This window comes from Exiguobacterium mexicanum (genome assembly GCF_005960665.1).
In the GTDB taxonomy this organism is placed as follows: domain Bacteria; phylum Bacillota; class Bacilli; order Exiguobacteriales; family Exiguobacteriaceae; genus Exiguobacterium; species Exiguobacterium mexicanum_A.
The window spans coordinates 1,603,342-1,620,579 of sequence record NZ_CP040676.1; the positions used below are offsets into that span (position 1 = coordinate 1,603,342).

The 17,238-nt window shown below is 54.2% G+C and carries 17 protein-coding genes; 2 read left to right on the forward strand and 15 right to left on the reverse strand.

What is annotated here, in order from left to right; translation table 11 throughout:
- Positions 1 to 98 precede the first annotated feature (98 nt).
- The 7 genes from trmD to smc form a co-directional block, all read right to left on the reverse strand.
- Positions 99 to 815, reverse strand: a complete 717-nt coding sequence (trmD, locus tag FED52_RS08660) for a tRNA (guanosine(37)-N1)-methyltransferase TrmD (RefSeq protein ID WP_138859616.1) — start codon at positions 813 to 815, stop codon at positions 99 to 101.
- Positions 805 to 1,320, reverse strand: a complete 516-nt coding sequence (gene rimM, locus FED52_RS08665) for a ribosome maturation factor RimM (protein WP_034777158.1) — start codon at positions 1,318 to 1,320, stop codon at positions 805 to 807. Before rimM ends, trmD begins: the two co-directional genes overlap by 11 nt.
- A 53-nt stretch (positions 1,321 to 1,373) precedes the next feature.
- Positions 1,374 to 1,649: a 30S ribosomal protein S16 gene (gene rpsP, locus FED52_RS08670; RefSeq protein ID WP_138859617.1), complete on the reverse strand. Its 276-nt coding sequence runs from the start codon at positions 1,647 to 1,649 to the stop codon at positions 1,374 to 1,376.
- An 81-nt stretch (positions 1,650 to 1,730) separates the two neighbouring features.
- A complete protein-coding gene (gene ffh / locus FED52_RS08675) occupies positions 1,731 to 3,071 on the reverse strand; it encodes a signal recognition particle protein (RefSeq protein WP_034777156.1) in 1,341 nt (446 codons plus the stop codon).
- Between the two features lie 11 nt (positions 3,072 to 3,082).
- Positions 3,083 to 3,406, reverse strand: a complete 324-nt coding sequence (locus FED52_RS08680) for a putative DNA-binding protein (RefSeq protein ID WP_034777154.1) — start codon at positions 3,404 to 3,406, stop codon at positions 3,083 to 3,085.
- 96 nt (positions 3,407 to 3,502) lie between these two features.
- Positions 3,503 to 4,504: a signal recognition particle-docking protein FtsY gene (gene ftsY, locus FED52_RS08685; RefSeq protein ID WP_034777152.1), complete on the reverse strand. Its 1,002-nt coding sequence runs from the start codon at positions 4,502 to 4,504 to the stop codon at positions 3,503 to 3,505.
- Positions 4,501 to 8,058: a chromosome segregation protein SMC gene (smc, locus tag FED52_RS08690; RefSeq protein ID WP_167491802.1), complete on the reverse strand. Its 3,558-nt coding sequence runs from the start codon at positions 8,056 to 8,058 to the stop codon at positions 4,501 to 4,503. The genes ftsY and smc overlap by 4 nt, the downstream gene beginning before the upstream one ends.
- A 115-nt stretch (positions 8,059 to 8,173) precedes the next feature.
- On the opposite strand from smc, the gene FED52_RS08695 reads away from it, so the two are divergent.
- Together FED52_RS08695 and FED52_RS08700 are read left to right on the forward strand one after the other, a co-directional pair.
- On the forward strand, positions 8,174 to 8,368 hold the full coding sequence (locus tag FED52_RS08695; protein WP_021067093.1) for a DUF1128 family protein: 195 nt from the start codon (positions 8,174 to 8,176) through the stop codon (positions 8,366 to 8,368).
- 121 nt (positions 8,369 to 8,489) lie between these two features.
- Positions 8,490 to 9,817 (forward strand): IS3 family transposase gene (locus FED52_RS08700; protein WP_138858667.1). Its coding sequence is split into 2 segments (ribosomal slippage): positions 8,490 to 8,889 and positions 8,889 to 9,817, totalling 1,329 coding nucleotides; the frame shifts between segments, so codons are not numbered across the junction.
- Positions 9,818 to 9,876: 59 nt separating this feature from the next.
- On the opposite strand, the gene rnc is transcribed toward FED52_RS08700, so the two are convergent.
- The 8 genes from rnc to sdaAA form a co-directional block, all read right to left on the reverse strand.
- A complete protein-coding gene (gene rnc / locus FED52_RS08705; RefSeq protein ID WP_138859619.1) occupies positions 9,877 to 10,656 on the reverse strand; it encodes a ribonuclease III in 780 nt (259 codons plus the stop codon).
- A 58-nt stretch (positions 10,657 to 10,714) separates the two neighbouring features.
- Positions 10,715 to 10,954, reverse strand: coding sequence for an acyl carrier protein (gene acpP / locus FED52_RS08710; protein ID WP_021067091.1), 240 nt, complete (start codon positions 10,952 to 10,954; stop codon positions 10,715 to 10,717).
- A gap of 59 nt (positions 10,955 to 11,013) precedes the next feature.
- Complete coding sequence (gene fabG, locus FED52_RS08715) at positions 11,014 to 11,754, reverse strand: 3-oxoacyl-[acyl-carrier-protein] reductase (protein ID WP_138859620.1); 741 nt, start codon at positions 11,752 to 11,754, stop codon at positions 11,014 to 11,016.
- Positions 11,747 to 12,667, reverse strand: a complete 921-nt coding sequence (fabD, locus tag FED52_RS08720) for an ACP S-malonyltransferase (protein WP_138859621.1) — start codon at positions 12,665 to 12,667, stop codon at positions 11,747 to 11,749. Before fabD ends, fabG begins: the two co-directional genes overlap by 8 nt.
- An 18-nt stretch (positions 12,668 to 12,685) precedes the next feature.
- Positions 12,686 to 13,675, reverse strand: a complete 990-nt coding sequence (plsX, locus tag FED52_RS08725; RefSeq protein WP_034777147.1) for a phosphate acyltransferase PlsX — start codon at positions 13,673 to 13,675, stop codon at positions 12,686 to 12,688.
- Entirely contained in the window at positions 13,672 to 14,241 is a 570-nt protein-coding gene (gene fapR, locus FED52_RS08730; RefSeq protein WP_131433872.1) for a transcription factor FapR, read from the reverse strand. Before fapR ends, plsX begins: the two co-directional genes overlap by 4 nt.
- A 92-nt stretch (positions 14,242 to 14,333) precedes the next feature.
- Positions 14,334 to 16,364 (reverse strand): ATP-dependent DNA helicase RecG, encoded by a 2,031-nt coding sequence (recG, locus tag FED52_RS08735; RefSeq protein WP_138859622.1) that lies wholly within the window; start codon positions 16,362 to 16,364, stop codon positions 14,334 to 14,336.
- Complete coding sequence (gene sdaAA / locus FED52_RS08740; RefSeq protein WP_138859623.1) at positions 16,351 to 17,238, reverse strand: L-serine ammonia-lyase, iron-sulfur-dependent, subunit alpha; 888 nt, start codon at positions 17,236 to 17,238, stop codon at positions 16,351 to 16,353. Before sdaAA ends, recG begins: the two co-directional genes overlap by 14 nt.

Sequence of the window (17,238 nt, forward strand, 5' to 3'; positions counted from 1 at the left end):
TCTTCAATGTTCATATCTTCATCTGCCCAAGCATCCAACAGCGGAACATCGGTAATCGGTGGGGGTTAACCCACATGCTCAAACATAGCATAATTTGGTCAATCGCGCAACGATTCAATGAATTTTTTATCCGCCTTCGACAGGTCGATTTGCTCGAGCAGTTCCGGCCGCCGTCGATACGTGCGTTCAAGTGACCGTTCACGACGCCACGTCTCGATGTTGGCATGATTGCCCGACAAGAGGACGTCCGGTACCTTGAGACCCCGGAAGTCGGCTGGACGCGTATAGTGCGGATATTCGAGGAGTCCCGTCGAAAACGAGTCGTCCTCGTGGCTCGCCTGGTCGCCGAGCACTTCCGGGATGAGGCGCACCGTGGCATCGATCATGACCATCGCCGCGAGCTCACCGCCGGTCATGACGAAATCGCCGATTGACACTTCGTCCGTCGCAAGCTCGTCATGGATCCGTTGGTCGAACCCTTCATAATGACCGCACAAAAAGATAAGGTGTTCCTCGGACGCCCACTCTTCTGCCATTCGTTGATCAAAACGGCGTCCGGTCGGTGTCGTGACGATGACACGGGGTCGCGTCTTCGCGATCGCGTCAATGGCGTCAAAAATCGGTTGCGGGGTGAGTAGCATGCCCGCCCCGCCCCCGTACGGATAATCGTCGACTTTGTGGTGCTTGTTCGTCGAGAAGTCACGGAAGTTCGTGAACGCCATCTCGACGTGACCGAGCGTGCGCGCCCGTCCGACGATCGAATGATCGAGCGGGGCGAACATCTCAGGGAATAAGGTTAAGACATCAATCTTCATCGTCGATCATTCCCGGAATCGGGGTGATGACGACACGTTTCGCCTCGACATCGATGTCGCTCACGACCGATTCGATGTACGGGATGAGCGCATCCGACTTGCCAGGACGTTTGATGACCCAGACGTCGTTCGCGCCGGTCTCGAAGATGTCATCGACGACTCCGATGACCTCACCATCGACGACAGCTTCACAGCCGATAATCTCATGGTAATAAAACTCATGTTCCGGCAACTCGTGGACGTGCTCGACGTGGACATACAGCTTCATCCCTTTATATTTCTCGACGAGATTGATGTTCTCGAGCCCTTTGAACGTGACGAGATGGAACTGCTTGTGTGGACGATACGTCGTCACTTCGAACGGCACTTTCTTGCCGTCGATGTCTAAATAGAGCGTCTCGCCCTTCTTGAAGCGCTCCGCCGGAAAATCGGTCGCGGCGAGCAACTTCAATTCTCCTTTTAAGCCATGGGTGTTGGCGATCTTACCTACGTATAACCATTCCATTGTTATGCCTCCTCACAAAAATGGGCCGACCTCATAAAAGGTCGGCCACATCCTTACTTCGCGTTTTTCGCGTTGTGGAATTTCTCCATGATCCCTGCTTTAGAGAACAAGTTACGTACTGTGTCAGATGGCTTCGCGCCGTCTGACAACCATTTGAGAGCGAGTTCTTCGTTGATGCGAACTTCTGCTTCTGGTTTTGCAACCGGGTTGTAGTGACCGAGTTGCTCGATGAAGCGGCCATCACGTGGTGAACGTGAATCAGCTACAACGATCCGGTAGAAAGGTGATTTGTTTGCGCCCATGCGCTTGAGACGAATTTTAACTGCCATGGTAATATACCTCCATCATGTGTTTAAGAATTGACAACTTTAATAGTATACTGCTTTTTTGTCCGACTGACAAAAGTTTTCTTAGAAGAATGGAAGGCCGAGACCTTTTTTCTTCCCTTTCATTTGTCCTGACATCTGCTTCATGAGCTTCTTCATGTCATCGAACTGTTTGATGAGACGGTTCACTTCCTGGATGGAGCGACCGCTCCCTTTTGCGATCCGCTTGCGACGACTCGCGTTGAGCACTTCAGGATTGGAGCGCTCATGCTTCGTCATCGAGCGAATGATCGCCTCGACATGATCAAGTTGCTTCTCGTCGATTTGGACGTTCTTCAACCCTTTCATCTTACCTGCACCAGGTAACATCGAGAGCAATTCATCAATCGGGCCCATGTTTTTCACTTGACCCAATTGCTCGATAAAATCATCGAACGTGAACGATGCGTCGCGAATTTTGCTTTCAAGCTCTTTCGCGGCATCTTGGTCCATCTGTGACTCGGCTTTTTCAATGAGCGTGAGCACGTCACCCATTCCAAGAATCCGTGACGCCATGCGTTCCGGGTGGAAAGGTTCGAGGGCATCCAACTTTTCACCGAGACCGACGAACTTAATCGGCGCTCCCGTGACTGCCTTGATTGAAAGGGCTGCCCCACCACGTGTGTCACCGTCGAGCTTCGTGAGCACGACGCCGGTGATTCCGAGTTTCTCATTGAAGCTATCGGCCACGTTGACCGCATCTTGACCCGTCATCGCATCGACGACGAGGAAGATTTCATTTGGTTTGGCAATCGTCTTCACGTTTTCGAGCTCGCCCATGAGCGTCTCGTCAATATGAAGTCGACCGGCCGTATCGATCAACACGAAATCGTGATGATTGGTTTTGGCGTACTCGAGCGCTTTTGTGACGATTTCTTCCGGCTTCACTTGGTCGCCAAGTGAGAACACCGGTAAATCGAGCTGCTTGCCGAGTGTCTCGAGCTGTTTGATGGCCGCAGGCCGATAAATATCTGCCGCGACGAGAAGTGGACTCCGGTTATGCTTTTTGCGAATCAAATTCGCGAGCTTACCGGTCGTCGTCGTTTTCCCCGCACCTTGTAACCCGACCATCATGACGACTGTCGGTGGTTTTGGGTTAAATGTGATTGGGACGACGTCGCTTCCCATCAAGTTCGTTAGCTCTTCATGAACGATTTTGACAACTTGTTGGCCAGGTGTCAACGATTTCATGACGTCTTGGCCGATGGCCCGCTCTTTCACGTCGTTGACGAACTGTTTGACCACTTTGAAGTTGACATCGGCTTCAAGGAGAGCGAGACGAACTTCTCTCATCATCTCTTTGACATCTGCTTCGGAAATTTTACCTTTCCCCCGCATTTTCGCCAGTGTCGATTGCAACCGTTCGGATAATCCTTCAAATGCCATGCTTCAGCCCCCTACTCTAAATTCTCAAGCGCCGAAATCGTTTCCGTCAAATCGGGCGAGTGCTCGACTTGACGTTTGAGCGTTTGAAGCAGTTGTTGCCGCTGTTCGAATTTCTCGAACAAGGCCAACTTCTCCTCATACTGCTCAAGCATCGCTTCGGTACGCTTTATGTTATCGTAGACCGCTTGACGGCTGACTTCAAACTCTTCCGCAATCTCTCCGAGCGAGTAGTCATCTAGGTAATAAAGAGACATGTAGTTGCGCTGTTTCGGTGTGAGAAGCGCTTGATAAAAATCGAACAGATAGTTCATTCGATTCGTCTTTTCGAGCGACATGACCTCCACCTCCACATGTTAAGTGAAATCCCTTTACAACTACCAATAGTACAGCCGTCCCCACCTCTTGTCAAGTTTTTTTCTTAACAGTGAAAGTTAGGCGAGGTCATCGTTTGTCTGTTGTTTTTCTTCGAAGATGTCCCCGAATAATCCGTACACGAACTGTTCCGGGTCGAACGCCTGTAAATCATCAACTTTCTCACCGAGACCGACATATTTGACCGGGATATCGAGCTCGTTTCGAATCGCAAGCACGATCCCCCCTTTAGCCGTCCCGTCGAGCTTCGTGAGGACGATCCCGCTCACGTTCGTCGCTTCTTTGAACGCTTTCGCTTGAACCATCGCGTTTTGTCCCGTTGTGGCATCTAACGCGAGCAATACCTCGTGCGGCCCGTTCGGTACTTCACGTTCGATGACGCGCTTCACTTTCTCGAGCTCTTTCATCAAGTTGACCTTGTTTTGCAAACGACCGGCCGTGTCACAGATCAAGACGTCGACGCCGCGTGATTTCGCTGCCTGCACAGCGTCGAACACGACCGCAGCCGGGTCCGACCCTTCGGCTTGACGGATGACCGGGACTCCGACCCGTTCACCCCAGACTTGGAGCTGATCGATGGCACCGGCCCGGAACGTGTCGCCTGCCGCGAGCATGACCGAACGCCCTTCCGACTTCAATTGATGGGCGAGTTTGCCGATCGTCGTCGTTTTGCCGACACCATTGACGCCGACGAACAAGATGACCGTCAATCCGTCCTGCATGTTCAACTCACGATCCGCCTCGTCTTCTTGGAGACGGTTCGCCACGACTTCGACGAGGGCGTCACGGACAGCGACCGGGTCTTTCAAATTGCGACGTTTCACCTCCTCTTTCAAATCTTCGACGAGGTCCATCGTCGTCGTCACGCCGACATCCGCCTGGATGAGCAAATCCTCGAGTTCATCGAAGAAATCCTCATCGACTTCGCGGAACCGATAGACGAGGTCGTTGACGGCACTGGCAAATCCGTCTCGTGTCTTCGTCAATCCGTCGGTAAACTTTTGCGACACCTCTTGTGTCGAGGTCGTCAATTTATCTTTTAACTTCTTAAAAAAACTCAACTTAATTCCTCCATCTCTTGTTCCGTCTCGACGACGCGCTTCGCTTCGGATAGTTCGACCGAAAGCACCTCGGAGACACCGTTTTGTTGCATCGTCACGCCGTAGAGCGTGTCCGCCGCCTCCATCGTCCCTTTACGGTGGGTGATGATGACGAATTGTGTATCGATTGAGAGCGTCCGGATATATTCCCCGAACCGATGGACGTTCGCCTCGTCGAGAGCCGCCTCGACTTCATCGAGCACACAGAACGGGACGGGTCTGGTTTTCAGGATGGCGAACAGAAGCGCGATCGCCGTCAAGGCCCGCTCTCCGCCGGATAACAGACTGAGCGTCTGCAACTTCTTCCCGGGCGGTTTGGCGACGATCTCGATGCCCGTGTTGAGCAGGTCGGACTCGTCGACGAGTTTCAAATCGGCCTCCCCCCCGCCGAACAGCTCGTTGAACGTCTGTTTAAAGTGACCACGAACGAGCGTGTACGTCTCTTTGAACAAGCGCGTCACTTCACGGTCCATCTCGGTGATGATGTCGTATAAATCCTCTTTGGCGCTGACGAGGTCGTCCCGTTGCTCGGACAAGAACATGAAGCGTTCATTGACGAGGTCGAACTCCTCGATCGCGTTCAAGTTGACCGGCCCGATTTCTTCGATTTGACGAACGAGCAGTTTGAACTCTTCTTTCGCCTCATCGAGCGGAATCGTGAGGGTCGGAAGCAAATCGAGGACGAGCCCTCGTTCCTCGAGTGCGTCGAGTTTCCACTTCCGCTTCAACTCGAGCTCGTTCGCCTCGGTCTCGAGCTTGCGGACATCCGCCTCGACCCGACGACGCACGTCCGACGCCTGTTGTTCACGCTGTCTGAGGATGCGATACGACTCTTCTTCGGCGTGAAGCTGTTTCGTATGCAACGCCATCCGCTCTTTCAATCCGTCCATCTGTTTGACCGCCTCGACGTGCTCGAGCTCGAGCTCGGCAGACGAGACGACCCGGCCGCTTGCCACATGTTCGAGCTCACGCTCGATCTGCCCGAGGCGGGACGTCTGTTTAGCGACCTCGGCCTCGAGCCGCTCGACTTCTGCGCGGACGCGGTCGAGGTCGAGCATATTGCGTTGACGATCGAGTTCATTTTGACGAATGGCTGCCTGAAGTTGCCCCGTCGTCTCGGCGCCTTTGGCTTGCTCGCCGCGGAGCGCCTCGAGTTCGGTCCGAATCGAGGCTTGCAATGCATCCGTCGCCTCAAGTTCTTCGGCGAGCCTTGTCAACTCATTCGTGGCGGATGTGATTGTTTGGGCGTAACGCGCCATCTCATGGTCGAACAGTTCGAGTTGCGCTTTGGCGTCTTGCGACACCCGTTCCAAGTTTCTAAACGCCTGTTCCGTCGAACGGAGCGTCTCTTCGGCCTCGCGCTTCTTGAGCCTGAGCGTCTGGAGCGACGCACGCAGTCGGGACATCTCATCGGTGTACGTCGACACCCGCAACTGTTGCTCGTGAAGCATGGCCAACCCTTGCGTCAATCCTTGCTTCAAATCATCGAGTTCACGGGACTGGGTGAACAAGGCGACACCTTGCTTCCGGCTACCCCCGGTCATCGAACCGCCAACGTTGACGATATCCCCTTCGAGCGTGACGATGCGATAGCGATACCCCGTCGTCTTGGCGATCCGGTTGGCCACCTCGAGGGAATTGGCCACGATCACGGCGCCGAGGAGCGACCGTTTCAATTTCTCGTAGGCCGGGTCCGTCTCGACGAGGTCGGCGGCGATGCCGACGAATCCGTCGACTGATTCGAGACGGTGTGCGACTTCACTCGGGACGTAACGTTCCTTCACGCTCGTCATCGGTACGAACGTGGCTCGTCCGGCACTTGCTTTCCGTAATCGTTCAATTTCTCGGCGTCCGACCTCTTCCGTCTCGACGACGATATGTTGTTGCGTCTGACCGAGCGCCGTCTCGATGGCGGCCTCATAGGACGGGAGAACGCGAATCAATTCTGCGACGGCACCGAGCACGCCCGGTCCCCGTTCTTTCAAGACAAATTTGACCGCATGGAAATAGCCTTCGTACGACTGTTTCATCCGTTCGAGCAACTCGATCCGGTCCTCGGTCTTCTGACGCCGGCGGTCAAGGTCGTGGTACGATTGCTCGGCCCGCGACAATTTGTCTCGAAGCGTCGCTTCCCGTTCGGTCAAATCAGCTTCTTCCGCCATGAGCGTCTCCCACGTGTCCCGAGCCTCGTCGAGACGAGCTTGTTCGGCCTCGAGTGATGCCGTCTGTTCGGTCCGCACGTCAAGGCGATCCTTGTTTTCACGAAGCAGACGAGCTTTCGCTTCTTCCGCTTGTTCGATATCGCGCCGTTCCCGCTTCTGTTGGTTGCTCAGTGTGGCCCGTGTCGTCGCCAACTCGAACGCCTCGCCTTGAAGCTGTTCGATTTCTGCGTTAAAGTCACGCGTCGCCGCCGTCAATTGTGCGTCAAGTTCGGCCCGTGCCGCTTCCACGGTATGTAACGCCTCAGCTTTTGACGCCATATCCGCGTTTGCCACGTTCAACTTCTGCGTCAACTGTTCGGTCTCTTCGGCCAATTCGACCCGTTGGCGCTCGAGGCGTTCTTTCGTCTCCGCCCCGTGCTCTTCACGGGCTTTCGCGAGCTTGATCTCACCTGTCAACCGTTCCAGCTCGGTCGCTCGAGACCGTTCTTCTTGATGGAGCGTGTCGAGCGATTCTCGATCTTTGGCGAGCGTCGCCTCAAGCGTCGTCCGCTCTTCTGAAATCGCGGTCAACGCGCCATCTTGCTCGGCGAGATTCGTCTCGGCCGTCCGCAGTTGCTCAGACACACGAGCGATGCCCGTACCAAGTTCTGTGATCTCGGCGCCGAGAATACCCGTCTCGAGCTCATCGTGGCGCGCTTTGGCGACTTGATACTCGCGTGCGAGCGCGGCCTGCTCTCGGAGCGGCTCGACCCGATCGGCGAGTTCATACAAGATGTCATCGACCCGAGACAAGTTCAACTCGGTGTCTTGGAGCTTCCGTTCGGCTTGTTTTTTACGCTGCCGGTACTTCAACACCCCGGCCGCTTCTTCGATGACAGCCCGACGATCTTCCGGTTTTCCGGAGATGACTTGCTCGACCCGTCCTTGCCCGATGATGGCGAACGCATCGCGTGATAGGCCCGTATCCATGAACAGGTCGATCACATCTTTAAGCCGGCACGGCTTCTTGTTCATGAAGTAGTCGCTGTCGCCGCTCCGCGTGACACGGCGCGTCACACTGACTTCTTCATACGGCAACCGCAAATGGGCGTCCGTGTTGTCTAGGACGAGCGTCACTTCGGCGACGTTGCGATGGTTCTCACCTTCACTGCCGGCAAAGATGACGTCTTCCATTTTCGCTCCGCGGAGCGATTTGGCCGACTGCTCACCGAGTACCCAGCGAACAGCGTCCGATATATTTGATTTCCCGCTTCCGTTCGGCCCAACCACGGCTGTGACGCCGGGACGAAAATCCAGTTCAATCCGCTTGGCAAACGATTTAAAGCCAGCGAGTTCGATTCGTTTTAAGTGCATCGTGACCATCCTATCCTCAGTAAGCATTCATTTGTTTATTTTACCACAGTTGCCAGTTCGTCAAAATGCTAGAATCATGCTATTCTAAAAAGAACTGTAGAAAGGGGTACGACCAATGACTAACGAACAAATGATTGAGGAAATTCTCGACAAAATGAACATCATCAACCGCGGCGCTATCAAAGCGGAAGAATATAACCGTGCCGACGCCTCGGCCGTCAAAGAGATTTACGACTACGTGATGAACCGCTCATCGCTGTCGATCTCTGAAGTGGATGGGATTGTCGAAGAACTCGGACAATTGACGTGATGAGATGACAGAAAAGGAGTGGACCCATTAAACTGTACCCTGAGTAGTAGACACTAAAAAAAAGTCTACTGCTCAGGGTTTTTGTGTACACTGGACTAAATCATATTGGGAGTGAATTCGAGTGTCGAAGAAGATATTTACGTCAAAAGAAATAGATGCGCTAGCCGCAAATCCTTACGTTAAATCTGTGAGCCCGAAAGGGATCACGTATACCGATGAGTTTAAGGAACTTTTTATAGCACAGACGTTGGAAGGAAAGTTCCCTGTGGAAATCTTCCGGGGATGTGGATTCGATGTGGAGGTACTCGGTGAACGGCGTATGAGTTCTTGTAAAAATCGTTGGACACGAGCTTACCGAAAAGATGGGGTAATGGGGCTGCGCGATACACGATCAAGTAATTCAGGACGTTGGAGAGATAAAGAGCTGTCGACAGAAGAACGGTACGCGAAGCTCGAGGCCGAAAACAAACTGTTGAAAGCAGAGGTCGAACTATTAAAGGAGATCCGCCTGGCGGAAGGGAGAGGAAAGCTGGACTTAACGCATCGCAAAAGTATGAGCTGATTCAAGGTGTCATCATCAAGCACAAAATGAAGGGGATGGTCAGCCATCTCTGCCAGGTGGCCGGGGTGTCACGTCAGGGATACCACGCCTATTTCTCGGAACGGAGGAGACAGACCAGACAGGAGCGCGAATCGAAAGACGTGGCTCTTCGTGACCTCGTTCTGAAGGCGTTCCACTTCAAGAAGCGCAAGAAGGGTGCTAGGCAGATCAAGATGGTGCTGTCTGGTCATTTCGGTGTGACGATGAACCTGAAGTGTATCCGACGTATCATGCGGAAATACAACATCGTGTGTCCAATCCGCAAGGCGAAGCCATACAAACGGCTCATTAAGGCGACGGCCGAGCACCGGGTGGTGCCGAATCGCCTCAAACGCGAATTCAAACAGGGCACTCCCTACAAGGTGCTTCTCACCGATATCACCTACATATTTTACGGGAACGGTAAGCGAGCCTATCTTTCGACCATCGTGGACGGTTCGACCAATGAGGTACTGGCGCATCAACTCTCTGAGAACATCAATCTCGACATTGTATTGGATACGTTGAAGCGTTTACGGAAGAACCGGAGGATTCGCTTGGACAAGGACGCATTCATCCATTCAGATCAAGGAGGGCACTACACGAGCCCGACCTATCAGAAAGAGGTGAAGCGTATGAAGCTAGGTCAATCCATGTCCCGACGGGGCAACTGTTGGGATAACGCTGTCCAGGAATCATTCTTTGGACATTTCAAGGATATCGTCGAGTTAAAGGCCTGTACCACGTTCGATTCACTACAGCGTGAAATCCGAAAAACCATTAACTATTACAACCATCATCGTTATCAATGGAACATGAAAAAGATGACTCCCGTACAGTACAGGAATCATCTCCTTGAATCAGCATAAGTTTTTTTATTAATGTCCTTTACAAGGGGTACAGATTACATTGAGGTCCACTCCTTTTTTTATAGGCCGGCGTACTGCCGGTTGAATTCAATCAACGCTTCCTTCGCCGCGAGTTGCTCGGCTTCTTTCTTCGATCGGCCGATGCCTTCGCCGACGATATCGTCTGACAGACGGGCATGGGCGACGAACTCCCGGCTATGGGCCGGACCACGCTCTTCGATAATCGTGTACGAGACAGGCCCGAGACCTTCTCGCTGGACGCTTTCTTGGAGCTGACTCTTATAATCGGTCTGTTCTTCAAACACACCGGCCAAGACTTTCGGAAAAACCGCTTCGGCGAGGAACTGTTCGACTGGTTCAATCCCTTGGTCCAGATAGAGCGCGCCGATGTATGACTCGAACACGTCCGCGAGTAGCGCCGGACGCTTGCGTCCGCCGGTCAACTCTTCGCCTTTCCCAAGCAAGATAAAATCAGAGAAAGCATAGGCTTCCGCAAAGTTAACGAGTGATGGCTCACAGACGATGGCCGCCCGCAACTTCGTTAATTCCCCCTCGGAGCGCTCCGGATACGTCTCATACAAAAACCGAGACACCGTCAACTCGAGCACCGCGTCGCCTAAAAACTCTAAGCGCTCATTGTCTTTTTTCAGACCGCGTTGTTCGTTGACGTATGAGGAGTGGGTGAACGCTTGCATCAATAGGTCTTGGTTCGTGAATCGAACCGACAGCCGTTCTTCAAGTACTTTAAACTGCTCGAGAATCCGTGACCGCTCGAGCTCATTTCGCCGACGCCGTTGCGCCGACCCTTGACGGTCAAACCGTCGCTTGTCCTTTGTCATAATTCCCTCCGTGTATAAGCACAAGCCCACCGCTCATGACGAGCGGTGGGAGGCTTGATTACAATTTAGTTTCGATGTAAGCGACGACGTCGCCAACAGTCGCGAGCTTCTCAGCATCTTCGTCTTCGATTGTGATATCGAACTTGTCTTCAAGGTCCATGACCATTTCCATTACTTCGAGCGAATCCGCACCGAGGTCATCCTTGAATGATTTGTCGGCTGTGATCTCAGATACATCTTTCCCGAGTTTCTCTGCCACTGCTGCTTGTACGTCTACTAAGATTTGTTCTGTTGTCATGATAAAATCCCTCCAAATTAAAGTATATAAAATGTGTTTCGATTGGTAAAGTTCTGATTTTAAGCCATCGTCATGCCGCCGTCAACGGCGATCGTCTGACCCGTCACGTAAGCCGCTTGGTGAGAGGCGAGGAATGAGACGAGGTTCGCCACATCTTCGACCTGACCGAAGCGATTGAACGGGATTTGACCGAGCGTCGCCTCGCGTTGCGCATCTGTCAACGCGTCAGTCATGTCCGTCTGGATGAAACCAGGACAGACGGCGTTCACCGTCACGTGACGTCCGGCGAGTTCACGCGCGACCGACTTCGTCAGCCCGATGAGCCCCGCTTTCGCCGCCGCGTAGTTCGCCTGACCGGCATTCCCCGTGATCCCGACGACCGAAGCGATATTGATGATGCGGCCCGCCTTCGATTTCAAGAGCGTCCGCGTCGCGGCTTGCGACGTCAAGAACGCACCTTTCAAGTTTGTCGACAGGACATCGTCAAAGTCAGCTTCCTTCATGCGCATAAGCAGACCATCCCGCGTGATGCCTGCATTGTTGACGAGACAATCGATGCGGCCGTACGTGTCGACCGCCGTCTTGATGAGTGCTTTCACATCATCACTGCTCGAGACGTCGGCTTTGACGGCGATGGCCTCGCCACCGTTCGCTTCGATCTCGCTGACGACGGCGTTCGCTTTCTCAACACTACCCGAGTAATTCACGACGACCCGAAAGCCGTCCTCCCCTAAACGCTTCGCGATGGCGGCCCCGATTCCTCGAGATGCGCCTGTCACGATTGCTACTTGGTCATGCACGTACTTCTCCTCCTAACGCGGCCACCTCTTCGAGCGTCGTCGCCTGTTTGATTGTCACTTTCGAATCGATCCGTTTGATAAGACCTGACAGCGGTGACGTCGGACCGAACTCGATGAACGTGTCGACACCAGCGTCGATCGCTTTGCGAACACACGCTTCGAATCGGACCGAGGCGTACAATTGCTCAGTGAGAAGTGCTTTCAATTTTTCCGGGTCGGTATGGACATCCGCATCGACGTTGGAAATAATCCCAATCGCCGCCGGTTTGAACGGCGAAGAAGCGAGCACATCTTTGAACCGCGTCGCGGCCGGCATCATGTAGGAGCTGTGGAACGCCCCTGAGACGTTCAGCGGCAAGACGCGTTTCGCGCCTGCTTCTTTCAAGTCTGTTTCGGCCTGTTTGACCGCATCGACATGACCCGAGATGACGAACTGACCCGGACAGTTGTAGTTGGCGATTTGTACAAGGTTCCCGCTAGCACTGATTTTCTCCGTCACATGGAACGCTTCGTCGACATCGGTCATACCGATGACGGCTGCCATCGTCCCATCCTTCACTTCTGACATGAGCTTGCCGCGTTCGTGGACGAGCACGCTCGCTTCTTCCAAGTCGATGACGCCGGCGACCACGAGTGCCGTATATTCTCCGACGCTGTGACCGATCACCAAGTCTGGAGTGGCCCCCGTTTTGGCGTGAGCTTGTGCGAGTGATGCCGCATGCGCCACGATGGCCGGTTGGGCCACTTCTGTCCGTTGAAGCTCTTCTTTTGATCCTGCCGCCATGGCGTCGAGTAAATCAAATCCGAGGCGACGGTTGATCGCTTGCAGTTGTTCAGGATTGTCGAGGAACGTTTGGCCCATGCCGACGGCTTGTGACCCTTGTCCCGGAAATACCCATGCTGTTTTCCCCATGTACTCACCTTCTTTGAATTAGTTTGTGGCTTTTGCTTGCTTGATTTTCGCGACGACGTCGTGATCGACCATGATTTTCGCCTGTTTGAGCGCGCTCATGATGGCGAGCGCGTCGCTCGAACCGTGTGCTTTAATGACCGGGGCGTTGATTCCGAACAAGCCGGCCCCACCGTGTTCCCGATAATCTAATGTTTGTTTCAATCGCTTCAACTTCGGTTTTAAGACGAGAGCGGCGAGCTTCGAGACGAGATCGCTCGTGAACTGCTCTTTCATCATCTTCATGAGCATCGACGACGAACCTTCGACACCTTTGAGCAAGATGTTTCCGGCGAACCCTTCCGTGACGATGACATCGACATCACCGGACATCGCCTCGCGCGCTTCCACGTTGCCGACAAAGTGGACCGGGGCTTGTTCAAGGAGGGGGTACGCCTCTTTCGTGAGGGCGTTTCCTTTCCCAGCCTCGGTCCCGATGTTCAGTAGCGCGACCCGCGGACGTTTGACGCCGCGAACGTGCTCGGCATAGAGCGAGCCCATGATCGCATAGTCGACCAAGTGCTCGGCCTTCGCGTCCGGGTTGGCCCCGACGTCTAAAATGACGACACCGCTACCCGTATATGTAGGGAACGTAGGTGACAACGCGGGGCGCTCGATTCCTGGGATCCGTCCGATGACGAACAGTGACGCCGCCATGAGAGCACCGGTATTCCCAGCCGAGACGAGTGCGTCGGCCTCTCCGTCTTTGACGAGTTTGGCCGCCACGACGAGTGAGCTGTCCTTTTTGCGACGGACGGCTCGGACCGGTTCGTCGTCCCCGGTGATGACTTCGCTCGCTGGAACGATTTTGATTCGCGGGTCGGTCAACCCGTACGAAGCGAGTTTGACCTCATCTCCGACTAAAAAAAGTTCCATCGATTCGTTCGGGAATGCGTCGGCAAACTGCTTGACGCCTTCCACGATCGCTTTCGGGGCGTGATCCCCGCCCATTGCATCAATTGCTAATTTCATGCCTGTTCCTCCTCACCGCGACGATAAATCGTGAAGTCTCCGCTAAAGACACACTCTTCGCCGACATAACTATCCACTGTGACGTCCGTTCTTCCGTCCCGACGCAGTTTGATCACACGAGCCTTGGCAACGACTCGCTCTCCAAGATGGACTTGGCGACTGAAGCGGATTTCCGCTTTAGTGGTCAACGCCAATTCATCATTGATGAGCGCCACCGCTAACGAGTTGGCCTGGGCGAACAATACATGTCCCCGGGCGATCTCGTTGCGGCTAAAGACGTGTTCTCTCTCAATGTCGAGAACCGAGATGGCCGATTCATCGAGCTTCAAGTCAATCATATCACCGATGACCTCGCTCATGGCGAGCGACTTCACTTCATCGAGGTGTTCTGAAGCAACATGCTTAATCCGTTCTCTCACTTCCGGAATTTTCAACTCCATCCGATCGAGACGAATCGTTTGAATACTGACGGCGAACTGCTTCGACAGCTCTTCGTCTTTGATGAACGGGTTACGATCAATCGTTTCTTGCAATAAGCGTTGCCGCTCTTTCTTAGGTACCCGCATTCAGTTCCCTCCTAAACTCTATGCTAAAGAACTTAATACCTGGTACTAATAGCAGTATATATTCTTTAGATTGTATTTTCAAGTGTTGTTTCTCATTCCAAGCGGCTCCCGACGAGTAAGTCGAGTCGCTTCAAGTATTGACGGAGCGGCGCATACGTCGCTTCATTCCAAAACGCCTCGCTGCCGAGCAGACGAACCGCGTCTTGCATCGCTACCTCCATCACTTTTAAATCAAGTACGGGATCGGCGACGCGGAAGCTCGGAAGACCGCTTTGGGCCGTCCCAAAGAAATCACCGGCCCCGCGCAATTCCAAGTCTTTCTCGGCCAAGACGAATCCATCGTTCGTCTCCGTCATCGTCTTCAAACGAAGTTTGCCGACATCGGACTTCGGGTCCCCTACCAATATACAATAAGATTGGTCGGCGCCTCGACCGACGCGTCCGCGCAACTGGTGTAGTTGCGCCAAGCCGAACCGCTCCGCATCATGGATGATGATCAGCGAGGCGTTCGGGACGTTCACGCCGACCTCGACAACCGTCGTCGAGACGAGGATTTGGAGGGCATTGCTGGCGAACGCCTTCATCACGTCATCTTTCTCGGTGCTCGACAGTTTTCCATGCATGAGACCGACCGCATAGTTTGGGAAACGTTCCCGCAACACTTCGTAGAGCGCAGTCGCACTCTCGACCTCGAGCGTGTCCGATTCCTCGATGAGCGGGGCAATCACGTAAGCTTGGCGTCCAAGCGTCAGTTCACGGTCGACCATCGCGTGGACCCGGTCGATTTGGTCGGTCTTGGCCCAATACGTCTCGATCGGTTTCCGGCCGGCCGGCATCTCATCGATCGTCGAAACGTCCATCTCGCCGAAAGCACTGATGGCGAGCGTCCGTGGAATCGGTGTCGCCGTCATATAGAGCACGTCGGCGAGCTCCGCCTTGTCACGGAGCATCTTGCGCTGTTCGACTCCGAACCGGTGTTGCTCGTCGGTGATGGCTAAATGTAGGCGCGAGAACTCGACCGGCCCTTGGATCAAGGCGTGCGTCCCGACGATGATATCGACGTCCCCCGCTTTGATGGCCTGAAGCAACTCAGTACGGGCCTTGCCTTTGACCGAACTCGTCAATAAACCGACTCGAATCCCATACGGCTCAAACAGCGCTTGAAGCGAGGCGAGATGCTGTTCAGCCAAAATTTCGGTCGGGACCATGAGCGCCCCTTGATAGCCGGCGCTCACCGTCGCATACAAGGCGATCGCGGCAACGACTGTCTTTCCGCTCCCGACATCCCCTTGTAGCAACCGATTCATTCGTTCTGGCACTTCTAAATCCCCGACGATTTCCCGGATGACACGCGTCTGCGCCCCGGTCAACGGAAATGCAAGTTGTTTGACGAATTCGTTCAATTGAGGCTTATCGAGCGTGAGGGCACGGCCTTTACCCGACCGTTCCATCTTCCGGAACGCCTGAAGCTTCAATTGATAGAGCAGACATTCTTCATAGACGTAACTGCGGCGTGCCTGTTTGTACGTCTCGACCGAATCAGGGAAATGCATCCCTTTTAACATCGCCTCCCGATCCTCGAGACGATAGCGTTGCCGAATCAATTCCGGCAGGCGGTCCTCGAACGAGGTCGTCTGTTCAAACGCAAGCTTGACGATCCGGCTGAAGTTCTTCTGGGTCAACCCGGCCCGAAGCGAATAAATCGGTTGCAGCCCGTCCGACAGTTCACCGAACTCGAGGTCGGTCGCGCTGATTGTCATCCGGTTCATGTCCCATTTCCCTTTGACCGTCACGGTGGCGCCGAGCGTGAGCTTGTCTTTATAGAACGCCCGGTTGAACATCGTCACGTGGACGACGTAGCGTTCCTCGAGCAATAGCCGAAATTGGAGCCGGTTCTTGCCTTTACTGTAATAACGGACGAGCGGTTCCGCTTGGACGGTACCGCTCCATTTGACGAGGTCGCCGTGGATGGCCGTCGTTACCGTGCCGCTATTATAATTTTCATAACGAAACGGAACGTGCTCCAGCACGTCCTCGATTCGTTCGAGACCCATCGTCTCTAATTTTTTGGCCATCTCTGGCCCGACCCCTTTGAGCGTCGTCAGCGCCTCACTTCTCGACATTTTCTTTCTCTCCAAAGATGTTTCGTTCGAGACGGCGGGCCGTCGGCGTATTGGCAAGTCCACCGCGGGCTGTCTCTTTCAAAGCGGTCGGCATCATCTGGCCGATCTCATGCATCGCCGAGATGACCTCGTCACAAGGGATGCGAGACGTGATACCAGCGAGGGCCATATCGGCCGCGACAATCGCGTTCGCTCCACCCATGGCGTTCCGTTTGACACACGGCACTTCGACGAGACCCGCCACCGGGTCACAGACGAGACCGAGCATGTTTTTCAAGGCGATCGCAAACGCCGTCGCCGATTGTTCCGGCGTCCCACCGGCTGCTTCGACGATGGCCGCCGCGGCCATTCCGGTCGCCGAACCGACTTCCGCCTGACAACCACCGGCCGCCCCTGAAATCGAGGCGTTGTTGGCTACGACGAACCCGAACGCACCAGACGTGAACAAGTAGCGGACCATCGCGTCACGGTCCATTTTCAGACGCTCTTTGACCGCAAACAACGTACCCGGTACGACACCGGCGCTGCCGGCCGTCGGGGTCGCACAGATGCGTCCCATCGCCGCGTTGACTTCATTCGTCCCGATCGCTTTGGCGACCGCGTCTAAAATCAAATCCCCAGCGAGCGACTTGCCAGAGCGGATATAGTCGGTCATGAGCACGGCGTCATTCCCCGTCAACCCCGTCACAGACGTCACGCCTTCGAGTGCCCGCGCAACCGCTTCTTCCATCACCTCGAGGTTGCGTTCCATCATGCCGACGACGTCTTCACGCGTCGAGCGTCTGACGTGCACTTCTTGCTCGATCATCACTTCTGAGATCGGAATCCCTCGTTCCGTTGCCGTTCTGACTAATTCTTCTACTGATTTAAACAT